The 22433-nt window shown below is 42.5% G+C and carries 36 protein-coding genes; 20 read left to right on the top strand and 16 right to left on the bottom strand.

Going from position 1 to position 22433, the window contains the following annotated elements:
• The 6 genes from HWQ37_RS24210 to HWQ37_RS24235 all read right to left on the bottom strand — a co-directional run.
• Positions 1 to 434, bottom strand: a 434-nt coding sequence (locus tag HWQ37_RS24210; protein ID WP_292751901.1) for a hypothetical protein, incomplete at its 3' end; no start/stop codon positions are given.
• An 11-nt stretch (positions 435 to 445) separates the two neighbouring features.
• Positions 446 to 751 (bottom strand): hypothetical protein, encoded by a 306-nt coding sequence (locus tag HWQ37_RS24215; protein WP_292751904.1) that lies wholly within the window; start codon positions 749 to 751, stop codon positions 446 to 448.
• Between the two features lie 80 nt (positions 752 to 831).
• A complete protein-coding gene (locus HWQ37_RS24220; protein WP_292751906.1) occupies positions 832 to 1020 on the bottom strand; it encodes a hypothetical protein in 189 nt (62 codons plus the stop codon).
• 108 nt (positions 1021 to 1128) lie between these two features.
• A complete protein-coding gene (locus tag HWQ37_RS24225; protein ID WP_292751908.1) occupies positions 1129 to 1440 on the bottom strand; it encodes a hypothetical protein in 312 nt (103 codons plus the stop codon).
• A gap of 239 nt (positions 1441 to 1679) precedes the next feature.
• Positions 1680 to 1865 carry a hypothetical protein gene (locus tag HWQ37_RS24230; protein WP_292751911.1) on the bottom strand — a complete coding sequence of 62 codons (186 nt, stop codon included), beginning with the start codon at positions 1863 to 1865 and terminating at the stop codon, positions 1680 to 1682.
• Positions 1866 to 1878: 13 nt separating this feature from the next.
• Complete coding sequence (locus tag HWQ37_RS24235) at positions 1879 to 2088, bottom strand: hypothetical protein (protein ID WP_292751915.1); 210 nt, start codon at positions 2086 to 2088, stop codon at positions 1879 to 1881.
• Between the two features lie 267 nt (positions 2089 to 2355).
• Between HWQ37_RS24235 and HWQ37_RS24240 the strand changes: the two genes are divergently transcribed.
• From HWQ37_RS24240 to HWQ37_RS24260, 5 genes are all read left to right on the top strand, one after another.
• Complete coding sequence (locus HWQ37_RS24240; RefSeq protein ID WP_292751918.1) at positions 2356 to 2694, top strand: hypothetical protein; 339 nt, start codon at positions 2356 to 2358, stop codon at positions 2692 to 2694.
• A gap of 137 nt (positions 2695 to 2831) precedes the next feature.
• Positions 2832 to 3155 carry a hypothetical protein gene (locus tag HWQ37_RS24245; protein ID WP_292751920.1) on the top strand — a complete coding sequence of 108 codons (324 nt, stop codon included), beginning with the start codon at positions 2832 to 2834 and terminating at the stop codon, positions 3153 to 3155.
• Between the two features lie 89 nt (positions 3156 to 3244).
• Entirely contained in the window at positions 3245 to 3469 is a 225-nt protein-coding gene (locus HWQ37_RS24250; RefSeq protein WP_292751923.1) for a hypothetical protein, read from the top strand.
• 67 nt (positions 3470 to 3536) lie between these two features.
• Positions 3537 to 4277 (top strand): hypothetical protein, encoded by a 741-nt coding sequence (locus tag HWQ37_RS24255; RefSeq protein WP_292751926.1) that lies wholly within the window; start codon positions 3537 to 3539, stop codon positions 4275 to 4277.
• 63 nt (positions 4278 to 4340) lie between these two features.
• Complete coding sequence (locus tag HWQ37_RS24260; RefSeq protein ID WP_292751929.1) at positions 4341 to 4778, top strand: DUF4102 domain-containing protein; 438 nt, start codon at positions 4341 to 4343, stop codon at positions 4776 to 4778.
• Here the strand turns inward: HWQ37_RS24260 and HWQ37_RS24265 are convergent.
• From HWQ37_RS24265 to HWQ37_RS24275, 3 genes are all read right to left on the bottom strand, one after another.
• Complete coding sequence (locus HWQ37_RS24265; protein ID WP_292751932.1) at positions 4699 to 5070, bottom strand: hypothetical protein; 372 nt, start codon at positions 5068 to 5070, stop codon at positions 4699 to 4701. The genes HWQ37_RS24260 and HWQ37_RS24265 overlap by 80 nt on opposite strands.
• Positions 5071 to 5248: 178 nt before the next feature.
• On the bottom strand, positions 5249 to 5401 hold the full coding sequence (locus HWQ37_RS24270; protein WP_292751935.1) for a hypothetical protein: 153 nt from the start codon (positions 5399 to 5401) through the stop codon (positions 5249 to 5251).
• Positions 5398 to 6003 (bottom strand): tyrosine-type recombinase/integrase, encoded by a 606-nt coding sequence (locus tag HWQ37_RS24275; RefSeq protein WP_292751937.1) that lies wholly within the window; start codon positions 6001 to 6003, stop codon positions 5398 to 5400. Before HWQ37_RS24275 ends, HWQ37_RS24270 begins: the two co-directional genes overlap by 4 nt.
• Positions 6004 to 6227: 224 nt before the next feature.
• Between HWQ37_RS24275 and HWQ37_RS24280 the strand changes: the two genes are divergently transcribed.
• The 10 genes from HWQ37_RS24280 to HWQ37_RS24325 all read left to right on the top strand — a co-directional run bounded on the left by HWQ37_RS24280 (position 6228) and on the right by HWQ37_RS24325 (position 12730).
• Entirely contained in the window at positions 6228 to 6578 is a 351-nt protein-coding gene (locus tag HWQ37_RS24280; protein WP_292751940.1) for a hypothetical protein, read from the top strand.
• Positions 6578 to 7045, top strand: a complete 468-nt coding sequence (locus tag HWQ37_RS24285) for a hypothetical protein (RefSeq protein ID WP_292751943.1) — start codon at positions 6578 to 6580, stop codon at positions 7043 to 7045. The genes HWQ37_RS24280 and HWQ37_RS24285 overlap by 1 nt, the downstream gene beginning before the upstream one ends.
• A gap of 2 nt (positions 7046 to 7047) precedes the next feature.
• Positions 7048 to 9588, top strand: a complete 2541-nt coding sequence (locus tag HWQ37_RS24290) for a hypothetical protein (RefSeq protein WP_292751946.1) — start codon at positions 7048 to 7050, stop codon at positions 9586 to 9588.
• A 4-nt stretch (positions 9589 to 9592) separates the two neighbouring features.
• Complete coding sequence (locus tag HWQ37_RS24295; protein WP_292751949.1) at positions 9593 to 10468, top strand: hypothetical protein; 876 nt, start codon at positions 9593 to 9595, stop codon at positions 10466 to 10468.
• Between the two features lie 127 nt (positions 10469 to 10595).
• Positions 10596 to 10955 carry a hypothetical protein gene (locus HWQ37_RS24300; protein WP_292751952.1) on the top strand — a complete coding sequence of 120 codons (360 nt, stop codon included), beginning with the start codon at positions 10596 to 10598 and terminating at the stop codon, positions 10953 to 10955.
• 3 nt (positions 10956 to 10958) lie between these two features.
• A complete protein-coding gene (locus HWQ37_RS24305; protein ID WP_292751955.1) occupies positions 10959 to 11321 on the top strand; it encodes a hypothetical protein in 363 nt (120 codons plus the stop codon).
• Position 11322: 1 nt separating this feature from the next.
• On the top strand, positions 11323 to 11685 hold the full coding sequence (locus HWQ37_RS24310) for a hypothetical protein (RefSeq protein WP_292751958.1): 363 nt from the start codon (positions 11323 to 11325) through the stop codon (positions 11683 to 11685).
• The gene (locus tag HWQ37_RS24315; RefSeq protein WP_292751961.1) at positions 11633 to 12043 is read left to right on the top strand and encodes a hypothetical protein; all 411 of its coding nucleotides are present in this window, start codon (positions 11633 to 11635) and stop codon (positions 12041 to 12043) included. The genes HWQ37_RS24310 and HWQ37_RS24315 overlap by 53 nt, the downstream gene beginning before the upstream one ends.
• Positions 12044 to 12487, top strand: coding sequence for a hypothetical protein (locus HWQ37_RS24320; protein ID WP_292751964.1), 444 nt, complete (start codon positions 12044 to 12046; stop codon positions 12485 to 12487).
• A gap of 54 nt (positions 12488 to 12541) precedes the next feature.
• A complete protein-coding gene (locus HWQ37_RS24325; protein WP_292751966.1) occupies positions 12542 to 12730 on the top strand; it encodes a hypothetical protein in 189 nt (62 codons plus the stop codon).
• 288 nt (positions 12731 to 13018) lie between these two features.
• On the opposite strand, the gene HWQ37_RS24330 is transcribed toward HWQ37_RS24325, so the two are convergent.
• A complete protein-coding gene (locus tag HWQ37_RS24330; RefSeq protein ID WP_292751969.1) occupies positions 13019 to 13849 on the bottom strand; it encodes a segregation/condensation protein A in 831 nt (276 codons plus the stop codon).
• Between the two features lie 459 nt (positions 13850 to 14308).
• Positions 14309 to 15394 carry an AI-2E family transporter gene (locus tag HWQ37_RS24335; RefSeq protein ID WP_292751972.1) on the bottom strand — a complete coding sequence of 362 codons (1086 nt, stop codon included), beginning with the start codon at positions 15392 to 15394 and terminating at the stop codon, positions 14309 to 14311.
• A gap of 127 nt (positions 15395 to 15521) precedes the next feature.
• Here HWQ37_RS24335 and pdxH point away from each other — a divergent pair, with 127 nt between their 5' ends.
• Positions 15522 to 16166: a pyridoxamine 5'-phosphate oxidase gene (gene pdxH, locus HWQ37_RS24340; protein ID WP_292751975.1), complete on the top strand. Its 645-nt coding sequence runs from the start codon at positions 15522 to 15524 to the stop codon at positions 16164 to 16166.
• 297 nt (positions 16167 to 16463) lie between these two features.
• Here the strand turns inward: pdxH and HWQ37_RS24345 are convergent, their stop codons facing one another.
• Positions 16464 to 17081 carry an FMN-dependent NADH-azoreductase gene (locus tag HWQ37_RS24345; RefSeq protein WP_292751977.1) on the bottom strand — a complete coding sequence of 206 codons (618 nt, stop codon included), beginning with the start codon at positions 17079 to 17081 and terminating at the stop codon, positions 16464 to 16466.
• 149 nt (positions 17082 to 17230) lie between these two features.
• Between HWQ37_RS24345 and HWQ37_RS24350 the strand changes: the two genes are divergently transcribed.
• A complete protein-coding gene (locus HWQ37_RS24350; protein WP_292751980.1) occupies positions 17231 to 17584 on the top strand; it encodes a winged helix-turn-helix transcriptional regulator in 354 nt (117 codons plus the stop codon).
• A 245-nt stretch (positions 17585 to 17829) separates the two neighbouring features.
• Here HWQ37_RS24350 and HWQ37_RS24355 read toward each other — a convergent pair whose 3' ends face one another.
• Together HWQ37_RS24355 and HWQ37_RS24360 are read right to left on the bottom strand one after the other, a co-directional pair.
• On the bottom strand, positions 17830 to 18717 hold the full coding sequence (locus tag HWQ37_RS24355; protein ID WP_292751982.1) for a DUF3153 domain-containing protein: 888 nt from the start codon (positions 18715 to 18717) through the stop codon (positions 17830 to 17832).
• 181 nt (positions 18718 to 18898) lie between these two features.
• Positions 18899 to 19441 carry a tetratricopeptide repeat protein gene (locus HWQ37_RS24360; RefSeq protein WP_292751985.1) on the bottom strand — a complete coding sequence of 181 codons (543 nt, stop codon included), beginning with the start codon at positions 19439 to 19441 and terminating at the stop codon, positions 18899 to 18901.
• Positions 19442 to 19611: 170 nt separating this feature from the next.
• On the opposite strand from HWQ37_RS24360, the gene HWQ37_RS24365 reads away from it, so the two are divergent.
• Positions 19612 to 20010, top strand: coding sequence for a hypothetical protein (locus tag HWQ37_RS24365; RefSeq protein ID WP_292751988.1), 399 nt, complete (start codon positions 19612 to 19614; stop codon positions 20008 to 20010).
• Between the two features lie 119 nt (positions 20011 to 20129).
• Here HWQ37_RS24365 and argB read toward each other — a convergent pair whose 3' ends face one another.
• Together argB and HWQ37_RS24375 are read right to left on the bottom strand one after the other, a co-directional pair.
• The gene (gene argB, locus HWQ37_RS24370; RefSeq protein ID WP_292751991.1) at positions 20130 to 21026 is read right to left on the bottom strand and encodes an acetylglutamate kinase; all 897 of its coding nucleotides are present in this window, start codon (positions 21024 to 21026) and stop codon (positions 20130 to 20132) included.
• A gap of 100 nt (positions 21027 to 21126) precedes the next feature.
• Complete coding sequence (locus tag HWQ37_RS24375; protein WP_292751994.1) at positions 21127 to 21489, bottom strand: pentapeptide repeat-containing protein; 363 nt, start codon at positions 21487 to 21489, stop codon at positions 21127 to 21129.
• Positions 21490 to 21929: 440 nt separating this feature from the next.
• Here HWQ37_RS24375 and HWQ37_RS24380 point away from each other — a divergent pair, with 440 nt between their 5' ends.
• Together HWQ37_RS24380 and HWQ37_RS24385 are read left to right on the top strand one after the other, a co-directional pair.
• Positions 21930 to 22124: a hypothetical protein gene (locus tag HWQ37_RS24380; protein ID WP_292751997.1), complete on the top strand. Its 195-nt coding sequence runs from the start codon at positions 21930 to 21932 to the stop codon at positions 22122 to 22124.
• Positions 22112 to 22423, top strand: coding sequence for a type II toxin-antitoxin system RelE/ParE family toxin (locus HWQ37_RS24385; protein ID WP_292752000.1), 312 nt, complete (start codon positions 22112 to 22114; stop codon positions 22421 to 22423). Before HWQ37_RS24380 ends, HWQ37_RS24385 begins: the two co-directional genes overlap by 13 nt.
• Positions 22424 to 22433 lie beyond the last annotated feature (10 nt).

A 22433-nucleotide genomic window follows, 5' to 3' on the forward strand; every position in this document is an offset into this window, starting at 1 on the left:
AGTTTATTAAACTGGCACTTTAGTATTAATTTTCCATAAAAGTAACGCAAGAACCAAAATTCATAATGCCAGCGTTCTTTATCTCCCCAATCTTGAGGTCGAGAAAATTCTGCAATTGGTCTTTCTACTTCAGTTCCGTCTTCATTCATGCCGTAAATAGTTACAGCATTATGAATTTCACGAATTTTTATGTCATGACCTAACCTTGTAATTGAATCATTTCCAATTTCTTTGTTATTCAGATAATCTTGGATACTTTTATCAATTTGTTCAGGGGTTAACTGGTCGTATTGAGAATTTGCTTGTTCGCTGATTTTTGTAAGCCAATAACTCACGGGTTTATCTGAGAAATCAGAAAGGTATTGCACTGCAAGCCCTAAACCCAGAGAGTTAACCATGTAATCTTCTTTAGAAGTTAAAAATTGATCGCTCATATCACCTCCGACTAAAATCGGTCGTCTTCAACTTGTAATGTGCTAGTTTGTTCAGCTTTCAGAAGTTCAACCTGTTTACTCAACTCTGCATACTCTGCCTTGAGAGCCGCTAGTTCCTTCCTCTGTCCTCTAATTTCTTTATCAATTTGGTTCTGTATCGCCGATTCATGGATTTGGCGCAGAACACTTTCTATAAGATTCTGTGTCGCAATTTCTTGGTCTTCAAATTCGTCAGCTAGTGCGGTTTTCTCTAATCTGCACGAATTGTAATCGCCCATGTTGAGAACTCTTTGGTAAGTGATGGTTGTTACTTTCATTTGCTCAAAATGTGATATTTTTTACTTGTTAGAATCGATTAAATTGCGATCGCACCCCAAAAGCGCGATCGCAATTTGATTCAGCTATCCTTGGTGACAATTTGCGCCACTTGATCGAAAACTACCTCAAACTTCCCTCCACCTTGTCGAAGAATGCTCATGTAAGCATATGCATCAGTTCGGGTGCGAAATCGATAAAAGCAGATATTCTGGCCATTGGGCATCCGTTCAAAAATTGCCCACGGTCTGAGTTCATCTCGGTAAGTCATAATTAAAATCCAAATCTAATTTTTTCAAAAAAAACACCAGCGTAAGCAATGCCAGCCTACGCTGGTGGTATTCCCTATCAAAATCATCTACACAGTGAATTGAGCGGATTATCCCATAGGCGGTAACTCCGTATCTGAAAGACTGCGACCCCACTGGACTTGATTAGTCAGCGCTTCAACTAATCCCTCTCGATCCGCTTGGTTTAATGAGCTGTTGATTTGATGACCAACTACATATATTTCTTCGCGGCATCTACCGGGGGCCCCGTCGCACAACTGAATTGCGATCGCAGAAATTAAAAACAGCTTTTCGCGCTTGGTCATCAGTTCAAAGGTGCTACCGTACTGCTCCTGGAGTGATTCCAGTAAGGAGCCGTCGTTTAAGCTGTAACTAGTAAAATGTCCGATTGGCTTGCTCATTGGTAAGATTGCTATTACGAATTATTTGTTGTTTTGGCGATCGCTCCCTCGGACGGTATCGATCGCTTTTTCAATTAGGCGTGATTACTCCTCCTCGTCGTTTTCAGCCTCAATTTTGATTAACACATAGTCCTCAACAGGTCCGATGGCTCTGATGTAGAATTGTTGTCGGTCATCTTCCAGGATTACCAGGGCGTTCTCTGGATGGGCTTGTAGCACTTTAATGAGTTCTCGAACGATCATCCCTCCCCCTCATCTCCCTCGGACTCTACTTTTTCCTCAATGATGATGGTCACTGAATTGTTGGCTTCAGATTGGAAGTCAACGATCGCAAATTCCACATCGTCAACATCCCTGATGGTTATCAAGGTGTGGTCAGGGTAGTGTTTCAGGTTTGCAAGTAGTTCTAAAACTGTGGTTGTCATATTGTTTCCTTGATTAGCAAGCGATTGGGTCAAAAACAACTGTTGATTCTTCGGCGGTTTTAATTGGGGGCGTGACTATATCGATTAGCACGTGGTCAAATAATGGCGAGCAAGTGACTGATTTGATGTCAATCTCCCGATCTTCTTCGTCGTTTACAAGAATGAGAGAGTGTTCTGGGTATTGCCTTAACTTTTCTATCAGTTGTCCGACTGTAAATATCATCTGTTTTCAAGGGGTAAGTGTGCAGACATAAAAATATCACCGCGCGGCAAACTTGTTACCGCGATCGCTTCACAGGTGATAAAGGGTGTTTCCGCGCCGGGGCATAAAAGCAGTGGCGCGGGTGCTTGCTCCAGGGAACAACGCAAACGGTCAGGCGTTGGGGAGCGGGTTGATAATTTATATCTTATATAAGATATGCAATAAAGTCTAGCATCTTATATAATATTTTGTATATAAAATCTTGCTATCTTATATAAGAAGCCCACTATGATCACTGAAAATGGCCAAGAAATCAAAGCACCGCGAACATGGGGAGATCAAGAAACAAATAGGAGTGGCATTGACTCAGACAGGAGCAGAGGGACTGGACAGACTGGCGGAGAAGCTATCAGTAAGTCGCTCTCAACTTATCGAAATGATAGGCAGGGGCGAAATTTCGCTCAACAACGTGGACAAGCAATTATTGGGGGAATCCTTGATCGGCTGATTTTAAAAACCCAGGACTTAATACAGGAGTCCGAAAATAGAACAGTCGAGCTAAAAAACCATCTTCAAGAATTAAAGGATCTGTCTCAGCAATTTAAAACCTCAGAAGAACCTGAATAAAACCGTCCTGCCGACTGTGGCAAGGGCGGTTTTGTTTTGTGCGAAGAGGCTGTGAAGTTTAAAAATGCGGGATTTCCCGATGTCTCTACCAGGAAATTTCCCGCATCGTGGAATTGAACATCTACCTTTCAATTCCTATGTACATTCTAATCAGGCTTGTAATCAACCTTTTGATTGCCTATTACTGCATACTCGGCTTAATAGCAGTATTCCAACACGTTCGCCACGAGTGGCAAATCCTTGTATCCAAGCTGACTAGCAAACCACGGGGCAGAGTATCACACTCATACCAGACTGACCCCAGGAACAGACACCTGCAAACAGATTTACTAACCTTGGTCAAAGGTGACGTGGCAGCAGCTAAACGACTTTTGGCACAGCAGAGGCGAAATAATCCAGGTAAATCAGATAACTGGTACTTAGAGAAAGTTATTTATGACCTAGAGCGCGATCGGCGATAACCTGCATTGCGATCGGGTTGTCCTCGATGTGATTTTCATTTTTAGCGATCGCGGTTGACCAATGACTAATGACTAATGACTAATAACCAATGGAAAGACAACCAATTTACATAGCTTATGTTGTAACCGAAGACGGAGAAGGGCTGATGCCCGTGTGCTGGCACAGTGAAAAACAGAGAGCTGGTGAGGTGGGAGAAGCTTTAGCAAAACTTGACGGACTAAACTTCTGGGGAGTATTCGGATGTAACCACGCTGATTATCTAGCAATCAGCACTTTCCCAGATGACCACCGCTTGAATGCAAACAAGACTTAAAAAAACCAAAAAGCCACCAGTAGATTTAGCGGTCTAGGTGGCTCCTTGAGAAATCACTAATAGTATTATGCCAGAAAATTCACCTAAAAATTCACTTTCGTGGACAGAAGCACACGACGCATACTGTTACCAACACCATATTCCACCAGCAGCAAAAACTCTCTGGCAGTGGCTAATAAGGCAAGGGGAAATAGCCAGTGAGATAGAGCCAGATTTATCAGAATTTAATGCTTGGGTGGCAAAGGTTAGAGGTAAACCTTATGCTCACAATTACCTCAAAAGGATATTTGAAATACTGGTATCATGCCGTGTTTTACAAGTAATTAAACAATATTCTTGGAAGATAACCAAGTTACTTGTTAGACCTCTTTCATGGTTAAATCCACCTAAGAAGGTGCGAGAAAAAAAGTTACATAACCATAACTCTAGTTACAATTCACCCCACTCAAATGATACTAATGCTGAACCGGGGGTTAACAGCAGCAGCAATAGTATTACTCCTACCACCGCCGAATTTGAAGAGTTAGAAAGGCAACACGACATACTTACAGCTTGTGCTGAGTACGAAATATACTTTGACCCAAATAAACGCACAACTCGACATCTCTTTGAGTTTGATATTTCAGATGTCCGATTAGCTCTAAAGCACTTTGTCAAACGTGGTGGAAATCAAGCAATTAAGAATCCTCAAGGATGGTTAATCAAGTGTTTACACAACTGTTACTGGGAAGACGAAACGCTTAAGTTATCTGAATTTTTGCTTGCTTTAAAATCTTGGTTCCCTAGCACCCTCCCAAGGGATTACTAGGGAATAGCTGCACAAAAAAACTGCCTCCACTTGGAAGCAGCGACCATAATAACCAGTTTGATTATGAACCAACCTACACTTTTTGATTTACAAGCTTTTACTAAGCAAGATACTCCTGTTTACGTTTGCGATCCGTTCTGGGATGAACTAACCCCCAAAAACAGTCATAGTGTTGGGGGGCAAAATTCAGAGTCTCCGACTCCGTGTAAAAGTGTTGGGGGGCAAGTCCTAACTGATACTCAAAAATCTGCCCCCCAACACGATACCCACTGGATCGAGGAATACTGGGTTGAGAGATGCTCTAATAAGTACTGGTATTACCGTTACTGTTGGATGCAGGGACGCAAGATCCATCGGCTTTACCTGGGTAGTGTGAATAGCACGAAGGCCAAACGCAAAAAGGCAGATGTAGAAGTTTGGATTAGTGACGGACAGTCGCCGACTGAGATTCAAAAGTTAATTGAGTCTTGGGGTGAATCCCAGAAGCGATCGCAATCCTGAACCGTCGCAGTTCATCCCATCGGCGGCTAGTGGTCGAGCCAGTGCGACCGTGTTGGTTTGGGTGAAATTCTGCGATTCTGTTTTCTACGAAAGAGTCGATAAGCCGTAAAATCATCTGTTGATCCACCACTAGTCCAGAGTCAACAGCGTAAGCGTATTCTAGAATTTGTTCTGCAAGTATGACTGGTACGCGAATAGTTCTGGTCTTGCCATTGTTCCAAGCTGGTTGCCAGGTGGTGTTATTCTTCCCCGGTGGCTTTTCCATAGCTGCTTCCTGAAATGCCTGTGTCAAGGCAGGATACAGCGTTTTTGTCTAAATTGCAATTCCCCATTCCCTAACGTCCCATGCCCAATGCCCCATGCCCAATGAAAAGCGATCGCCGTCCTTATAAAGTGCGATCGCAATTGTGTTGCATTTGCGAGCTGTGAATAGCCATCGGTTTGAGTTTACCCGTCTCAAGGAAAGTTTGTCACAAGTTCGGATAAATTCGCTCAACCTCATCCCATGCCTGGTTACTAAGATTCTCCAGTGCCATAGCCAAATGCAAGGGATGGTCGTAAACGCCTTGCTGCAAGCGGTCAAAGAAGATTTCGATTTGGAGGAATAGAAGGTTGGGGTTCATAGAGTTGCGATCGCGTTTCTAACATCGTCATCACTCACCTCGATGTATGCCGAAAGCACCTTCAAATCAGTATGTCCAGTAATTTTTTTAATCATCGCCAAACTAATGCCTTTATTTGCCAAATTGGTAATGAAACTCCGGCGGGTACTGTGGGTGCTAATTCCCTTACTAGATAATCCAGCTTTCTGAACCGCAGCGCGTAAAATTGCGTCTGCCCACCGCAAGCCAATAGGCTCAACTCCTTCTCGACCAGGAAATAACCAGGGGTAATCTGATTCTGGCTTGTATGAAAGCAATATCTCCTTAAGTACTGGATGTACTGGCACTTGTCGATTTTTACGTTTGGCTGGATCTTGAGAAGAGCGCTTAGTATTCGGTTTAGCCTTGCGCGTTCTAGCTCGAAAATTGATATACTCCCTTGGTGTGCCATCCTCGTTATATACATCAGCCACTCGCAGCTTTACCAAAGCACCCCACCGCTCACCTGTGTACCAACCTAAATCAAAAAGCAACTTGTATTTACGGCTCCGAATCTGCGTGCGAATTTTCGAGTAATCCGCATTAGTTAAAACAGCTGCTTGACCTTCTCTATCATTTTTCATTCGACCTGTTCTCTTCTGTTAACTATTCCGGTTTAACCATTGAGAGTGGTTAAACTGGAATATTTCTATTTTTAGTTATTAGTAAAATCTGGGTTAATCCTAGTCACTGCAACAGTTTCACGTCCTCAGTGATTGTGCTACTTTTACATAAAACTGGAACATTTACACGGATTTGATTAACGAATACAACGGATTTATTCACTTCAAGAAAAAATCCGTTTTTTATGGCAGAACCTACAATTGTTCAAATTTTTGGAACAGGTGCAACACGCCTAGCAAGTGGAGCGACTACAGCTACCACGGGTTTATTTATTCCTGATAGCGCACTTACCGCAGCAGGATTAGCAACCCCAAGCACTGCAACTGCTGAGGGACATTTTGTAGCATTATTACTTGCAGCAAAAGCTTACCTCACTCAATCAAACTTTGATGCAAACACAGACCAAAGTCTATTACTAGCAGATGGTTTTTCATCTTTTACCACAAGGGGAACTGACAATTATCGGCAAGACCAAATAACAGTCTCCCTTTCAAAAATAGACACTTCATCAACAATTGACCCTGATAATTATTAATGACCACTTATCGCTTAAAGGTAATTGGTAGCAGTTATGGGGGCGGGTGCTTCGCTTATCCAGAGGACGACGTTTATGCAGACCTGGGGAACAAGTCACACCCGAATTTTTCGCTTGTAGTAATTGAAACTGGTATTGCTTGTGGTGGATACAGTTTCAAAATTGTCGATAACGCCGATGGCTCGACAATCTATACCTCTACTTCTCCAGCGAAAAACGTTCATTTATCCATAGTTAATAACGATACCGGTGGCGAATATACCCCACCAACGCCAACCGATAAATACGATTGCATCAACGGCGCTTGCATAAAGAAAACTGTATACAGTACCCCAGGAATTTATCAATCACTATCTGAGTGTGAAACCGCTTGCGGTACTGGTTGTAGTGGGAAGTGTGTTTCTAATGCTGATTGGGCGCAAATTGAGGGTTTATCTAATCAATTAAAAAATAGGAATTGCGGCTAAATATGAGTACCTCCAGCGTGATTGGAAGTATGCAATCAGCCCTTAATTGTGCTGGAAAGTGCGATTGCTGTAATAAATTGCAACAGCAAATTGATTTTATCAATGCAAAGTTAGCTGGGTTAAAAAATATTGATGAAAATGCAATTATACAGAAATCTGTAGCACGGTCTGAAGCTTCAATTATTCCACAGATTCCCGGTATAGCAGAAGGTGTAGCTACAGCTATAGCTTCGGGACTTATTGCACCACTACGGCCAAAAATACAGAATGCTGTTGACACGGCATCTGAGGCTATCGGTCTAGCGAAGTCAGCGGAAAGTTCAGCATCTAGCGCTATTAGCCGAGCTACGGTAGCCGATCTAAAAGCGGCTCAAGCTGTCAGAGATGCTGAAATAGCGACTTTTCGAGCTAATGTAGCAAGCGGAGTTGCAACCGAGGCAGAGAGGAGGGCTGTAGCTGCTTACGATAAAGCGATAGGGGCAGAGAGTAGTGCTGCAAGAGCTATCGGAGAAGCCGGAAAAGCCGTTACTGAGGCTCAAGGTGCGACAGCAAAGGCAGTTAGCGCAACAAATACAGCGCTTGAGGCTAATTCAGCCGTAGGTGGGTTAAAAGGTGTTGTTGAAGGATTGAAAGGGCGGGTAGGGGCTTTGGCTGAAGGAATCGCAAAAGTTGAAAACATTGCTGGGCAAGCACTTGTAAAAGCGGCGGCGGCAGTGGGTATCAGCCAACAAGCGCTAGAAGGTATCGGTAGGCTCGCTGGCCGTATCGCCGAAATATTTCAAATCATCGGTACTCTTGCAACACTTGTCGAGCAATTGGCGACACTTAACACCCTTGGCGGTCGTATCGACGCTGTTGAGCGTGGGTTAGAGGCGCTAGGTGCTAGTGTGTCCGGTATTCTTGGCAAGCTTTTAGGGTTACAAAATCGTATCGGACGCAACGAAAGTTCAATCGCAGAAGTAAGGAATATAGCCATTGATGCCAAGGGTATTGGTGAAGCAGCGAATTTAAAAGCCGGTGCCGCGCAGGTGACATCTGCCAGGGCGCAAGGCATTGCAGAAAGTGCATTAGGTACTGCAAAACAAGCTCAATTAACTGCTGACGGTGCCGTTCGTAATGCTGCGATCGCTAATCAAAACGCTAGCACTGCATATCAAAAAGCCACGCAAGCTGAAGGTCTAGGTGAACAAGCAAAGCGTATCGCGGGTGAAGCATTGGGCAAGGCAGGTGTGGCCTTGACCACAGCGCTGACTGCGATCGCACTTTATCAAACAGTAAAAGGCTTGCGAGGCTTACAGGGTATACCTGGCATACCCGGCAGACAAGGTGAGAGAGGCTTGCAAGGCATTCCGGGTATACCAGGGCGAGACGGAATAACTACTGTGGTTCAAGTTCCGGGTGTACCTGGCAGGCAAGGGGAGCGCGGATTGCCTGGTATTAGCGGATTACCAGGAAGAGCAGGCAGAGACGGATTACCCGGTAAAGATGGGAGGAATGGAATAGACGTGAGTCCAGCAGAAGCAGCAAGCTTAAGAGCTTTGATAATTCAGCAACACACTCAAACAAGGTTAAATAGCACTTCTCAACACTCAGCGACACGAACCACAATCTTAACGCCAATCATGGCAGCGCTAGCGCCAATACTCGCCCTGCTCAAGCAAATTTATGATGCAGTAATAGCAGTGAGTAATGCTGCAATCTTGGCACTGCTCAACGTAATTAATACTAAACTAGGGGCACAGGTAACGGGCGGCTTATCACAATTTATTGAAACAATTGCCAAAAATACATACATAGAAAAAGCACTAGCAGTCCTTACTTTTGCGACAACGGTACACAATGCGCTGCTACTGTCATCTAACCTTGGTCAAACGTTGTTCATGATCATCGATCAGGTATTGGCGACAATTCTACCAAAAGGTCTTGATGGTAATCCGATAAGTATTGGGAATGTACTGGGGAAAGCAGTACACGAAGTACTGAATGACATTATCGGCGTAACGGCTACAGCGCAAGTACAACAGACGTGGGATCAGTGCAACAGGATATACCAAGCAGCACTCAATATACACAACCAAGTATTAGGTCTTGGTGGTGTTTTGACGGCAGGGATGGAAGTAGTTGGCGGTAACATTGGGAAAATTGGTAACGCACTTCGCAAAGGTGGGGTATTGCTTGAAGACGCTTACACGTGGATGAACCCACAACCTAATTTAAAGGGCAAGTTTTTCCAGCGGATGAACCTTGTAGGCGACAATCTAGCAGCGATCGCACTCGTAACAGCAATTCCAGCAGCGTTGATAGAAGCGAAAAACGGCGTCGATAACAGCGTTGCCGATTTGAAGCGCGAAATAGGACAAAAAGATCCCACGGATGCTAACGGTAATCCGATGCACAATGCTGATGGTAGTGTTATCCACTATCAACCAGGATTAGAAGTACCAACACCGATCGTACAAGCGGCAGCAGGAGATCAAGCGAAAGCCGACTCAACAAATTTCCTTCAATTAGCGCTTGAAGATATTTTAGATGGAGGTGATTAATTGAATGGTAATCACTCCCGCACAGCCACCCAATGATAAATTACCGGATAATTTTGACCCTTTTGAACATCTTCAAAAGATATATATCCCGCAACATAATGCTATAGTCAACCGATATTTTTCAGACCTTGGCGATGATTGGAAACCAAATATTGCCTCATCCAGAAGTGCGCTAAGAGTGGCCTGCACGATGGTAGACAATGATAATCAGCTAATGATGAGCCTGCGACATCATTTGTTGTTTGACTTGTTAGGGTATAGCAAAAAGAATTTAGCTATATTTTATGGCAGCAGCTTTGATACAGCCCTGCCTGTTTCAGGTCATCCACAATTATTTCTCTACTTTTCTCAAGATTCTCAAGCAGTCCCAGTAAATGGCAAGCGCTTAGATCACGAAAAATCATGCAGATTAACTCGTTATGCTTGCAAGTCTGGGCAAGCCCTACCAGCCATTACAAAAGCTAATTTAATTGAGTTAGCGAGAGAAATCAAAACTCAATTTGTAGAAGGTAAAAAAGGACTTGTTTACACTTCTGGAAAAATAGCAGTAAGTTACACAGATCCAGCCAATGGATTTCCTAGAGGCGGACGCTGGCTAGTTAATTCTAAAAGCGAAGCAATTAGCCTTTATCAAAAATTATGCAACGTTGTTGACCGACCATTTGACCTCAACAAGATTAATGTTATTACCCCAGAGAAAGACAGTAGCACCCAAGCTTCAACACAAACTGACACTATCTTGGGTAAACAGTACAAAGAACCTGCATATAGACCGGTAGCTAACCTGCGATTCCGTTATGCTTATGTTAGTTTTGGGGGTTCTGCATCCCCAGTTTTCCTGATAGATACTACTTTTAGAAATACAGCACTTATTACGTAAATTACCTAGAAACACTTTTATATTCCTGGACATAGGGAAATGTATAACATTTCCAAGTCACGGAACCCTATTTGACCTGTGCTAGTTATTGATTATTAAATTGCTACATAATTTTTGAATTTAGTTTATGGCTACAAGAGTCGCCGGTGTTGAGAATGTGCCTCATATTGTTGGCACAGGAGAAAATCGAGTTTTATTAGTTCTGCCCGATGTTTATTCTACAGTTGGAACTGCTTTAGGAGTAGTTAAACTCACGGGTGATCCTCCCGCAGGCGTTCCTTCTACAACGGTTGGTAGAGCAGTCGCAGATGGTTTAATCCGCAAAATCAAAGTCTCTTATATTGGTGGAAATACCAAGCGTAAGACTGCAACTTTAATTGTTGCGGGTGACAAAGCTATGCAAGCACGCGCATCTTTGATTGGCAGTACATATAACAGTTTCAAAATCAAAACGGCTTACTACCCGACAAGAATTCAACTTGGGTAATTTATGCCCAAACTGCAAAAGTATTTTATTACCGATGCGGCTTTCGATAAGCTCTATTTCAAATCAACATCTGGGCTTTATTACAGCATCGGTAGTGGTGTGACTGGTATTTACCCAGCACCAGACAACGAATTAGATAAGCCAGAAGCTTCAGTCAAAAACCTTTTACACTCAGGTGTATTAATTCGCCTCAATGCAACCGTTTCAATAAACGGTAAAAGGCGTTCATTAAACTTGCTTTGCAATAGGTTAGTTTTTCCAAATGTTTTAGAGACTGCAATGAATAAAAGCTTTTCTATTGCTAACGGAGCTTCTGGTCAAATCAAATCCTTGAATCAACGTATGAGACAAATTTCTAGAGGATAAAATGGCAAAGTTAGACAAGTTTACTGCAACTGTTGGCACTGTAAAATATGCTTTTCGGGCTCCGGCTGGGCTATACGCTGGAGCAATTGCGACAGAAACGGGTATAGTCGTTGCTGGAGATGGGGACGAGGATTTACCTGAATATGCAGTCAAGGCACTTTTAAGAAAAGGGATACTTCGGCGAGTCTCTGCTATCACCAAAACTTCGGCAGGCAAGCCCAGCCGATTGGGATTGCTTTGCACTAGCGCTAAATTAACTACTATTCTTGATGCTCTCAAGGGAGATCCTTACACCATTACTGGTGGTGGTAGTGGCACAATTCAAAGCGTTGGCTTTAGCCTGCGCGTTGTTTCTCGTGGCTAATTGGCAGTTAGTTGGGGAATTAACTGTTAGCAATAGCTGGCAGTTATTCCCTAATGATGTAATTTCAGAAGTTTTCCGAGTTACAACAATTATTCAAAATTTGGATGATTGGAATAAATGGAAATTTAGAAGCGCTGCTTATCTTCGCTTTTACTATGCCGATGGCAGTACATCACCTGCTTACTACATTAAAGTCAACGATACACCAATTCTTCGTGATTTTACTATTCCAGCACCTTTATTAGATGAAGGATATCTAATCAGGACACCTATGATTATCAGGGCATCCAGATATTTGCCAATAACACCCAATGACAACTTTGCTCAGTGGGCTTTAAAATTAGAAGCCTTGCTTTAGATGATTACTACACAATCAACAATAGCTACTACATCAAGCCCAATAATTACAGTAACTTTAGAATCAGTTGGCGTGTTTACTGGGATTTTGGTAAGTATTTCTGTACTCGGAACTTTAGCAGTAAAACTTGTTAATAATCTAAATAATATTTCAACCTCAATTACTCAAATAAAAGAGGACTTGAAAGAACATGCTGATAATGCTCAAAAAATTAGAGATTTGGATAAAAGGCTAGATTTACATATTCAAGATTACGTTAACAGAAAAGATACTGTAACTCTGTTGATTGCCCAAGTAAGCCAGACGGTTGACCACCGCACCAATCGCTTGTACACGTCGATGAAAGATATTGAAAATTTCTTGCAAATGCAAGGAAATTTTAAAATCCGGGAATTTCAGGATTTACGCAAGATGGAAGAAGAAGATCCTTTTAATAAGCTTTAGCCGGTTTTTTTTGGGAATACTATCAACCAATCACACAATACTTTGATCGATATTATGTCTAAGTCAACATTGAATACACTTTCTACTATTTTTGGTTTAATCGCTGGCGGTTCCAGCTTGCTTGGTAGCACTGGATTAATTAATCATCAAATTGCAGGTACTATCGGCGGACTAGCTACTGCCTTGCTTGGCTATCTTGTACAGCAACCAGCAGCCGGCGAACAGCCACAGCCGCAAAAGTAACTCTCTGGGGATTCAATTTACTCGGATTTTGGGGTTGAATCAAAAATCTATGACAAGGCAGCAGGAAAACCCCATAAATAAATTCCTATTTTTTTAACAAGATAGAAGAATCCCCGTGCGTTCACGCCGGAGAGTGTCAACGAAATTCGGCGCTTTTTTGTCCCCGGCTTCTAACAAGCCGCAAGTATGTTAGGCAGGGTCTAAATCCCCGTTACAAAACTGTACTTCCGTTAGCGTAGCGGTAGCGAGTCCGCGAGCGTCCTTCCGACTTCCGACTTCTTTAAAGACTTAGTTCATTGGGTTCTCAAAAGGTTTACCAATATTAACTGAATCTCTAATTAAGCGAATTTTAATTTCATGGTAGAATTCCTCTTGAAATAGCTCTACTTTCGATTGAGCCGAGAGTAACAGTAATGCCCAGAAAACGCTAACTAGGTTACTGTCTTTAGACTCATGTCCAGAACCATTTTGGTTGAGAAGCTTTGTCTTAGTCCACAATTCTACAAGTTGTTCTAAATTTACCCAATTTTGTTCTAAACTTAGCTCTCTTGCCGACAATTTCAACACCTGCTCCAGTTCCCCAGCGACTTCAGTTAGATTTTCCTGGTGAGCTAACTCCAGCGCCTCCCGCATACTTTGGATGCTAGGTTGACGCCTTGGACGGATCGGTTTGCTGACTTTTTCTACCAGTTTTAGTTGGTTAGCCATAATCTGCAATTGCTTAATTAACTCTTGCAGAGTTACTCGGCGCTTTGGTGGCGGCATTGCCGCCGGACGACGACGCAATTGCCGTTCTAATGGTAGACGATGACCCTGATGTGATACACCGTCTTCACCTTCTAGCAAGGCATCATCTTCTAAACCATCTTGTGAATCTCCGACTGTTGACAATTGCATCAAGGTATTGGCTTTGAATAATACCAGCATTGAGGCTGATAAAAATGCCTGTCCAGATTGAGACAAGTCCGCTTCATAGCCTCTTGTTATTGCCCCCGGTGCCATCAGTTCTAAATAGCGATCGATCACCTCAATCACTTGGACATCCCAAGGATCAATTTCCCCCTGCTCGGCTTGGTAAATCAAAAATGTGATTGTTTCTAACAGCTCGGAAGCTTCCATCAACAGGTTCTAAGTTAATTAATGAGAATCAAGAAACTTAAATTCAACACTAAGCTAATTGACTATTGACAAAGTGTATACTCTATACATTCGCTTGCGCTTCTTTTATTCAGAAATTGCTGCTGGCAGTATCCTCTGAAATTTGTAATCAATCACCATTGTGAATTGTGAGATTAGATTGTGCAACTGTTAGGAGTGCGTTAGGAGTGCTGAGTGCTGAGTTAAGAGTTAGGAGTTAGGAGTTTTGTTTATCTCCTTGTCCCCTTGTCTCCCTTGTCTCCCTTGTCTCCCCAGGGTGGATTAATTGTCTAGAGAGAAAAATTAAAACCCCCATTATTGTGTTCATAAATCCAGTTACCCTGTTAGCACGCTGACGGGGTTACGGGGATTCCAAATTTTCTCTCTGCACAATTAATCCACCCTGCTTGTCTCCCTTGTCTCCCCCTGCCCCCTGCCCCCTTAATCAGGGGGTGAGTCATGGGCAATAGTGACAGTTGAGACAAAATTGCTGGGCTTGCCGCTCTTAATAGCATCGAAAGTGCCTTTGATAGTACCAGCAATAGGAACAGCAACAAGTGTCCCTAATAAACCAGCAATCTCAAATCCCATCAAAATAGCCACAAAAATCCAGATGGGATTTAGTCCGATAAAATTGCCGAGTAACCTGGGAGCTAACAAGTTATCTTTAAGCTGCTGCATGAGAATCGCTGCGATCGCAACTTGAACTGCTAACCACCAATTTTGCAACAGTACTAAAATTGTCACCAAACCAATACCCAGAGATGCCCCAATAAAGGGAATAAGTTCTGAAATACCGATTAATATGGCAAACAACAGGGCAAAGGGTACTTTCATCACTAAGAAAATTGGTGTCAGGGTTAGCACCATGAACAATCCTAGTAACAACTGGCTAAGAAAGAAGTTCTGGAAATTTAGGCGTAAGGATGTAGTGAGGGGTTCTCCAATATTAGAGGGCAAAAGATTGATTAGACCATACCAGACGCGATCGCCATATAAAAGCATATAAAATGCAAGCACGATAACTAACACTACGTCAAATAATCCTGACAGCAGTGTTCCAGCAAATCCCACTGCACCAGAAGCTAGCTGTTGCACCACATTCTGAATGTTGGCATTGATTTGACTGCTCACAACCCTCAGATCGATTGGCAAACGTCGTTGTTTTGCCAGCATCTCAAACTGCTCTAGGTTGGCTTGACTAGCGCCTAGCCAATCAGGGATCTTATTTAACAGTTGGATTGTTTGGTCAATGATCAACGGTACTAGAGTTACGCCCAAAATCCCAAGCAGGGTTAATGTTGCCAGTAAAACTATGATCACCGCCTGAGTGCGGGTGATCCTAGCACGTTCAAAAAACTTAACTGGGTAATTTAGGAGAAAAGCCAGAATCGTCGCAACGCTCAAGACAGTAATAGGATGCTGGAAATAGCGAAAAAGCACAGACAGCAACCAGACATTGAGAGCGATAATCGGACCGCTCAGACCATAAATTAACAGGCGTTGAAGGGAAGCCGAACGGCGCATCTGACGCAACCTATTTTAGATATTTCTTCAGAGAATTTGTAAAATTCTTCATGGCACTGATTATCATCATAGATATTTTTGACAAAGATATATATAAGCGTATCTGATAGCAAGGAAACAAATCACGATGGATAAAACTGTAGCTGGCCTTCGCAAAGACTATACCTTGGAAGGTTTGAGCGAACTCGAAGTAGAACTCAATCCTTTTATCCAATTTAAAAAATGGTTCAATCAGGCACTAGCAGCACAACTCCCAGAACCCAATGCCATGACTATTGCCACCGCCACACCAGACGGTAAGCCTTCAGCCAGAATGGTGCTGCTTAAGGATTTTGATGAACGGGGTTTTACCTGCTTTACCAACTACAACAGTCACAAAGGACAAGAATTAGCAGAAAACCCCCAAGCGGCTTTAGTCTTTTGGTGGGCAGAACTAGAACGTCAAGTCAGAATTTCGGGTTATGTGGAGAAAGTTTCCGAAACTGAGTCTGACCAGTATTTTCACAGTCGCCCTGCCAATAGTCGCCTGGGTGCGTGGGTATCTAATCAAAGCGAGGTGATAGAAAGCCGAGAAGTCTTAGAGCGACGTTTGCAGGAGTTCCAAAACAAATATGAAAATCAGGAGATTCTTCGACCGCCTCATTGGGGAGGCTTACGAGTGATCCCCACAGAAATTGAGTTTTGGCAAGGACGCTCTAGCCGTCTGCACGATCGCTTGCTCTATAGTCGTTTAGATAATGGCACTTGGAAAATTGAGCGGTTGTCACCTTAAATAATTCGTAGTTCGTAATTCGTAATTCGTAATAACGCTTTCTACGAAACGCTCCCTGTAGCTTGATTGTCTAGTAGGGGTAAGCGGACTCGCTAATGTCCGTCACAAAAACATAATTACGTTAGCGTAGCGGTAGCGAGTCCGCGATAGCGGAGCGGTAGCGAGTCTTCTCCCAAGGGGAGACGCTAAGAGCGAACGAGCGTCGCGTCATTACGAATTACGTTAGCGTAGCGTTAGCGAGTCATCGATAGCGAAGCGGTAGCGAGTATTCGAGCGTCGCGTCATTACGAATTGATATTACCACTGAGCGATCGCATCTTGAATTGCTGCCCGTGCTTCTAATAAAGATTGGGTACGGGCATCTCCCGCATTCAAGCTATTAGCGTTAATAAATTGAATGTCTGTAAGCCCAATAAAGCCGAAAATTGTCCGCAAGTAGGGTTCTTGGAAGTCATAGGGAGCGGCAGGAGATGTCGGACTAAAGTCACCGCCACGTGCTGTGATGATAACCGCCTTTTTACCCTCGACTAACCCTCTAAAGCCTTGAGCATCTACAGCAAAAGTCCGGTTAGCGCGAACAATTTGGTCGATGTAAGCTTTGAAAGTGGAGGGTATATTGAAGTTATACATTGGCACTCCAAAGACGTAGCGATCGGCTGCCAAAAATTCATCAATCAGTTGGTCAGAAATCCTCAGTGCCTCAGTTAATTCTGGGGTATGGGTTTCTGGTGGTGAAAAGGCTGCCGCAATCCAAGTTTCATCAACGTGAGGAACTGGGTAATGCCCTAAATCTCGATAAACGATCGCATCTTCAGGATGCGCTGCCCTCCAACCACTGACGAATTCCTTAGATAATTCTCTGGAGTGCGATCGTTCACCACGGGGGCTGGAATCAATATGTAGAATGTTTACCACCAAATATCTCCTGATTAACTAGGATTTACTGCTTTGACTTTTTTTGAGTCTAAATTTCAAAGCATTATATTAGATACTAAAAGTAAGTAGTTACTAAAGTAAAGTAGTTACCATAAAGTAACTGTTGGAAAATTTTGGCGAACTTATTGATGTCTGTCTCTAAAAATCCTGATGCTTGCCCAGTTAGTATTCTGATGTCCTTACTATCAGGGCCTTGGACAATGTATATACTGTGGGTGTTGTGTAATAGTGGCCCGGCTCGCTTTGGTGTATTGAGGCACTTAGTCGATGGTATTTCTACCAAAGTTCTAACGGAAAGACTCAGGATGCTTGAGTCCGCAGAGATTATTTATCGTCAGTATGAACCAACTGTACCACCCCAAGTAACTTACGGTCTTACAGAACGTGGTCAGGAACTCATTGAAATCCTTAATCAACTCAATGCACTTGCTGAACGCTGGTATGGCAGTGAACAAGGTGAACATAGCAATAGGAATGTTTAATCTTTTTTACCATTTCTTTAGCTAACCGCTTTAGTAACAAAGGATTAGATTCAAACTGATATTTATCAAAGTAATGGTCAGATACCTCACCTGAACGTAACCGAAACTCACCTTTCAAATAGGAAACACGAACAATTTCTTTGGCTAATTCGCTATGACTCATTTTTACAAAAAGCTGGGGAAAGTGTAAAAAAGCCGATGGACAATGCATCGGCTTCGCTAACAATATTTAACAGATAAATAGTCTACTGTTCCTGAATCGCTGCTGCTTTGGGAGGAAACTGAATTCTCGGATCTGGCATGAAATTATATCTCAAGTACAATCCTCCCGAAACAAACAGGATAATTAACAACCCACCAATACCAAGGGGACTAGGAAGCCAGAAAACAGCTTCTATGTGGTTTAGTTCACCAGGCTGGAGTTTCCACACTAATTGATTGCCATTTTTTTCTGGCTCAATTGCAGTTTCAGTTAGTTGAATATTTTTGGCTCCCCAAGGAGTTTTCAAGCTAAATTCCAAGTCGAGAATTGAACCAGCATTCGCCAGGACATTACCTTTGCTAGCAATTAGAGAAAGCGATCGCAAATCCAAATCATAAATTAACCGATTTCGGACTAAAAGTAAAAAATTATTCTCCTCCAAGAGGACGTTTGATTCAATTTTCGGCAGTTCTGAGTCAGATTGGCTCTGCACAGACTCAGAGGGTTGATTCGTATGGGAGTTAAAGAATTCGTTGAACTTCTCTTGCAATTCCCTACCATTGCTAAAAGGAATTGTGACGATGATTTCTTCTTGGGAAACTCGCTGGGCTTTACCCTCAAGTTGACGGGCGCGGCGTTCTATGCTATTCAACCATTCGTATACAGAATCGCCACTAAAACTAGTTAGCCGTTCTCCCAACTTAATATGCTGTACTAATTCGCCACTATTTGAATTATCAAAGTTAAGCCCCACATCGTATTTAACACAGCCAGTCAATAACAGAGATGTTAACAGCACTAGCCACAGAATAGGATTCCGCATGGGAAAAACTCGGTTCATCCGATTTCGAGCATTCAGTGTAAATACAAAACTAAATGGTCTGACTAACCACAACAAAATCTTTCCGAAAATTGAAGAATTTGAAATCATAAATCTCCCCAAAAGTCAACATATTTTGGATTTTAAATTTGGGATTTTGGATTGATCCGACTGACAAAGGGATGAGGATTAAAGATTTTAAATTTGGAATTTTGGTTTATGCCTCAACCTTTGGGGGTAAAGCATGAACCAAAAGATTCTTTAATCTAAAATCTAAAATCCAAAATTGTTATCAGCCAGGGGTTCCTGAAAAACTCAACCAAACCAAGTACGAGATGGTTAAACCGATAGCAATGAGCGCTACCCAGATAAAGCGATTATCTCTGGTATTGACCTGAGTGAGGTCAACTAATTCTGGCTCAGGAGGTTTAGGCTTTTGCTCCCCAAAAGATTTAGTAGACTTAGCAGGTACAGAAATTTTGAGTTCATTATCGGCTAATGTACCTAAATCAGGGATTTCGGTCATCCATTCGCTGGGTCTTTTCAGCTTTGGTGCTTTTAAGATATAAAGCATCTGCCGCGCTTGTTTGCTAATTTCAAAATGGGCATGGCGTTTTAGTCTTTCGCAAAGAGCGATCGCATCATCCGTGCGTCCAGCCGCTTCATAAGCTGTCACTAGATGAATTTCTACTTCGCCCCCAAAACGAGAATTACGAGCTAACAGAGCGCTGGCCTTTTCTAAATTTTCTACGGCTTCACGGTATTGCCCATTCTCAAAGGCAACTTTCCCCGTCTGGTAGCGGGTTTTAGCAATTTCTAAACTTTCTGTACTCACGTCTTATACAAAAATTAGCACTGTTTTCATTTTGCCAATGCCAGCAATCTTTTTGGAATCTTTTCAAAAGCTGGCAATCTGAAAGTGGATAAACTTCTAAAATTTTAAGTAAGTAGCTGCGACTATTTTCTGATTAAAAATTCCGGTATCTTATGCAGGTGAGCAAAATTATGTTGAAAATCAAGCATTCGCAACTGAATTGGCTCTTAGCAGGTGTGACTTTAGCAGTCATGGGTGTAAGCATTGCTCCAGTTTCCGCCCAGCGCGCGTTCGGGATTGATAGTGGTTATGGAGTCAGGCGATCGTCGCCTTCTGTCGGTTCCTTTATTTATGGTAGTCCGATTCCCACACCTATGCCTGTAGACCCAACAACAGGACTAATACCACAACGCAATCATTACCGCGATTATTCCTATCCCCAGTTCAGGCAGAACGAGAGAAATTCCACCCTGATTAATCCGACAATTAGAGACTCAACCCTAGTTAATCCGGTGATTATCAATAATTCATGGCATCGTACACCATTTAGCGGTGGGCGATCGCGGGTTATTATTACCTATCCTCGGTAGGAAGCAGGGGGGCAGGGGAGCAGGGGAGGTGAATATTAAAGACTCGTCCACAAGTAAAAAACGAGTTTTAATTTACCCAAAATTATAGTTACAAATCATTTTCCCAGCCTCCCTTGCGTCTACGACGTAAACTGCGAACCGAGAATCATCGTCCCAATCCCAACATCAGTAAAGATTTCTAGTAAAAGGGCGTGAGGAATGCGACCATCTATGATGTGTGCTGCACGGACTCCTTGAGCAAGCGATCGCACACAACAGCTCACTTTGGGAATCATCCCACCGCTAACTATACCACCGGCAATCAACTCGCGGGCTTCACGAATATCTACTTTTGGAATCAAAGTAGATGGGTCTTTGTAATCTTTTAAAATTCCACTAGTGTCGGTCAGTAAAATTAACTTTTCTGCTCCTAATGCTGCGGCTATTTCTCCAGCTACAGTATCAGCGTTAATATTATAAGCTTGCCCCGTCTCGTCTGCGGCGACGCTAGACACTACCGGAATATAGCCATTGCTAGCGAGGGTTTCCAAAATCTTGATGTTAACGTTGCTGACTTCCCCTACAAAACCGATGCCTTCTTGACCTTGGGGACGGGCTGTAAATAGATTACCGTCTTTACCACAAAGTCCGACAGCCAATCCACCAGCTTGGTTAATTAGGGCGACAATTTCTTTATTAACTCGACCAACTAAAACCATTTCTACCACATCCATTGTGGCGGCATCAGTGACCCGCAGACCATTCTTAAATTGTGGTTCGATGCCGAGCTTATCTAACCAACTGTTAATTTCTGGGCCACCGCCGTGGACTACAATTGGACGCAAGCCGACGCATGATAAGAATACAATGTCGCGGATAACTTTGTCTTTGAGTATGCCATCTTTCATCGCTGCGCCACCATATTTAACAACAACAGTGCGACCGGCGAATTGTTGAATATAAGGTAGTGCTTCGCTTAATACACGTACACGAGTGGCTTCAGTTTGCCTGATGTATTCAGAATCGTTGAAAGTCATGAGGAGCCGCCGTTAAGAGTTAAAACCTATTTCAGTAAGTGTAGAAGACTTTGTAACTCGTCACAATCTCTGATGCCAAAGTTGAGTGTGTTTGTACTAATCATTCATAGGTGTTTGGTTCAGTTACGAGTTCACCATCTGGCAAAACGGTATTGTAGAAATAAGCCCCATACATTTCCGCACAGTGCCAGTTAACTTCCAATAAATTAGCATTTTCAAGATTAACGCCTTCCATACGAGTAACTCTCAAATTAGCACCACGTAAATCAGCACCGCTCAGATTAGCGTCTCTTAAATCAGCACCCCCTAACTTAGCTTTACAGAGGAGCGCCCCACTCAAATCAGCACCACTGAGATTAATGCCAGACAAGTCAACTTCGCTTAGGACTGCACCACTAAGATCGACTCCTGAAAAATCATTTTCCCCAGCATCTAAACGACTAAAAAACTCTTCAATATCCATTGAATTCTTTCGTGAGACAGCAGTAAAACTTCAAGCTCTAGAGTCAATCCTATACGAAGGATGAGACAGATCAAGATGGTGCGTTAACGAAGTAACGCACCTTACAAATTAACTATTCCCACATTACCGGACACAACATAACAGCGATCGCTCCTTCAAACCTCTAGAATTAAAATCATTCGGCTGAAGCTAGGGAATGAAAATCACTTAGTAAATATCTTTCACATAATAGTAGCAATAAAGTACGATTATCGAATATTTTTGTTGAGTTTGATGTAATGAAACTCAACACTCCGTAACACATACTAAGATGCAAGTGGCATAACATCTAGAAAATTGCTAAAATTTTAAGATGGTGGTAGTAAAAATGCAGGATGAAGCAAATGAATATATCACTGCATTAAACTCCAAGATAACATTACTTTTTGTAGGTAATCGAAATGACAGCAAATACTACTGTAAAATATCAAGTTCTCAAGGCAGTGGAAGAAATGCCACAGAATGTTACGTTTGAAGAAGTTATGGAGCGTCTTTATTTTTTATATAAAGTGAATCAAGGTTTACAACAAGTCGATGCTGGTAATATTGTGTCACATGAAGAAGCCAAAAAGCAAATTAAGACATGGCACAAATAAACTGGACAAATCAAGCTTTAGCTGATTTAGAAGCAATAGGTGACTTTATTTCACGAGATGCACCAAGTTTTGCTCAGGTATTTGTGAATAGAGTATTTTTATCTGTAGAACGTTTAGAAAACTTTCCATATTCAGGACGTATAGTGCCAGAAATTAGTCAAGATAATATTAGAGAGATTATCTTTGGTAGTTATCGCATTGTTTATTTAGTAAATAACGATCGCGTCAATATTTTAACTATTTTCCATTCATCTAGAGAGATTAAATCTTCTGATTTATCTAGCGAACTTGGTGATTAACGGACTATTT

The organism is Nostoc sp. NMS4 (assembly GCF_017115095.1).
Lineage (GTDB): Bacteria > Cyanobacteriota > Cyanobacteriia > Cyanobacteriales > Nostocaceae > Nostoc.

What these genes read in the sequence shown, in the direction of transcription:
- HWQ37_RS24215 (WP_292751904.1), bottom strand. Translation starts at nt 751, where the DNA reads ATGAAAGTAACAACCATCACTTACCAAAGAGTTCTCAACATGGGCGAT.
- HWQ37_RS24220 (WP_292751906.1), bottom strand. Translation starts at nt 1,020, where the DNA reads ATGACTTACCGAGATGAACTCAGACCGTGGGCAATTTTTGAACGGATG.
- HWQ37_RS24225 (WP_292751908.1), bottom strand. Translation starts at nt 1,440, where the DNA reads ATGAGCAAGCCAATCGGACATTTTACTAGTTACAGCTTAAACGACGGC.
- HWQ37_RS24230 (WP_292751911.1), bottom strand. Translation starts at nt 1,865, where the DNA reads ATGACAACCACAGTTTTAGAACTACTTGCAAACCTGAAACACTACCCT.
- HWQ37_RS24235 (WP_292751915.1), bottom strand. Translation starts at nt 2,088, where the DNA reads ATGATATTTACAGTCGGACAACTGATAGAAAAGTTAAGGCAATACCCA.
- HWQ37_RS24240 (WP_292751918.1), top strand. Translation starts at nt 2,356, where the DNA reads ATGATCACTGAAAATGGCCAAGAAATCAAAGCACCGCGAACATGGGGA.
- HWQ37_RS24245 (WP_292751920.1), top strand. Translation starts at nt 2,832, where the DNA reads ATGTACATTCTAATCAGGCTTGTAATCAACCTTTTGATTGCCTATTAC.
- HWQ37_RS24250 (WP_292751923.1), top strand. Translation starts at nt 3,245, where the DNA reads ATGGAAAGACAACCAATTTACATAGCTTATGTTGTAACCGAAGACGGA.
- HWQ37_RS24255 (WP_292751926.1), top strand. Translation starts at nt 3,537, where the DNA reads ATGCCAGAAAATTCACCTAAAAATTCACTTTCGTGGACAGAAGCACAC.
- HWQ37_RS24260 (WP_292751929.1), top strand. Translation starts at nt 4,341, where the DNA reads ATGAACCAACCTACACTTTTTGATTTACAAGCTTTTACTAAGCAAGAT.
- HWQ37_RS24270 (WP_292751935.1), bottom strand. Translation starts at nt 5,401, where the DNA reads ATGAACCCCAACCTTCTATTCCTCCAAATCGAAATCTTCTTTGACCGC.
- HWQ37_RS24275 (WP_292751937.1), bottom strand. Translation starts at nt 6,003, where the DNA reads ATGAAAAATGATAGAGAAGGTCAAGCAGCTGTTTTAACTAATGCGGAT.
- HWQ37_RS24280 (WP_292751940.1), top strand. Translation starts at nt 6,228, where the DNA reads ATGGCAGAACCTACAATTGTTCAAATTTTTGGAACAGGTGCAACACGC.
- HWQ37_RS24285 (WP_292751943.1), top strand. Translation starts at nt 6,578, where the DNA reads ATGACCACTTATCGCTTAAAGGTAATTGGTAGCAGTTATGGGGGCGGG.
- HWQ37_RS24290 (WP_292751946.1), top strand. Translation starts at nt 7,048, where the DNA reads ATGAGTACCTCCAGCGTGATTGGAAGTATGCAATCAGCCCTTAATTGT.
- HWQ37_RS24295 (WP_292751949.1), top strand. Translation starts at nt 9,593, where the DNA reads ATGGTAATCACTCCCGCACAGCCACCCAATGATAAATTACCGGATAAT.
- HWQ37_RS24300 (WP_292751952.1), top strand. Translation starts at nt 10,596, where the DNA reads ATGGCTACAAGAGTCGCCGGTGTTGAGAATGTGCCTCATATTGTTGGC.
- HWQ37_RS24305 (WP_292751955.1), top strand. Translation starts at nt 10,959, where the DNA reads ATGCCCAAACTGCAAAAGTATTTTATTACCGATGCGGCTTTCGATAAG.
- HWQ37_RS24310 (WP_292751958.1), top strand. Translation starts at nt 11,323, where the DNA reads ATGGCAAAGTTAGACAAGTTTACTGCAACTGTTGGCACTGTAAAATAT.
- HWQ37_RS24320 (WP_292751964.1), top strand. Translation starts at nt 12,044, where the DNA reads ATGATTACTACACAATCAACAATAGCTACTACATCAAGCCCAATAATT.
- HWQ37_RS24325 (WP_292751966.1), top strand. Translation starts at nt 12,542, where the DNA reads ATGTCTAAGTCAACATTGAATACACTTTCTACTATTTTTGGTTTAATC.
- HWQ37_RS24330 (WP_292751969.1), bottom strand. Translation starts at nt 13,849, where the DNA reads ATGGAAGCTTCCGAGCTGTTAGAAACAATCACATTTTTGATTTACCAA.
- HWQ37_RS24335 (WP_292751972.1), bottom strand. Translation starts at nt 15,394, where the DNA reads ATGCGCCGTTCGGCTTCCCTTCAACGCCTGTTAATTTATGGTCTGAGC.
- pdxH (WP_292751975.1), top strand. Translation starts at nt 15,522, where the DNA reads ATGGATAAAACTGTAGCTGGCCTTCGCAAAGACTATACCTTGGAAGGT.
- HWQ37_RS24350 (WP_292751980.1), top strand. Translation starts at nt 17,231, where the DNA reads ATGTCTGTCTCTAAAAATCCTGATGCTTGCCCAGTTAGTATTCTGATG.
- HWQ37_RS24355 (WP_292751982.1), bottom strand. Translation starts at nt 18,717, where the DNA reads ATGATTTCAAATTCTTCAATTTTCGGAAAGATTTTGTTGTGGTTAGTC.
- HWQ37_RS24365 (WP_292751988.1), top strand. Translation starts at nt 19,612, where the DNA reads ATGTTGAAAATCAAGCATTCGCAACTGAATTGGCTCTTAGCAGGTGTG.
- argB (WP_292751991.1), bottom strand. Translation starts at nt 21,026, where the DNA reads ATGACTTTCAACGATTCTGAATACATCAGGCAAACTGAAGCCACTCGT.
- HWQ37_RS24375 (WP_292751994.1), bottom strand. Translation starts at nt 21,489, where the DNA reads ATGGATATTGAAGAGTTTTTTAGTCGTTTAGATGCTGGGGAAAATGAT.
- HWQ37_RS24380 (WP_292751997.1), top strand. Translation starts at nt 21,930, where the DNA reads ATGACAGCAAATACTACTGTAAAATATCAAGTTCTCAAGGCAGTGGAA.
- HWQ37_RS24385 (WP_292752000.1), top strand. Translation starts at nt 22,112, where the DNA reads ATGGCACAAATAAACTGGACAAATCAAGCTTTAGCTGATTTAGAAGCA.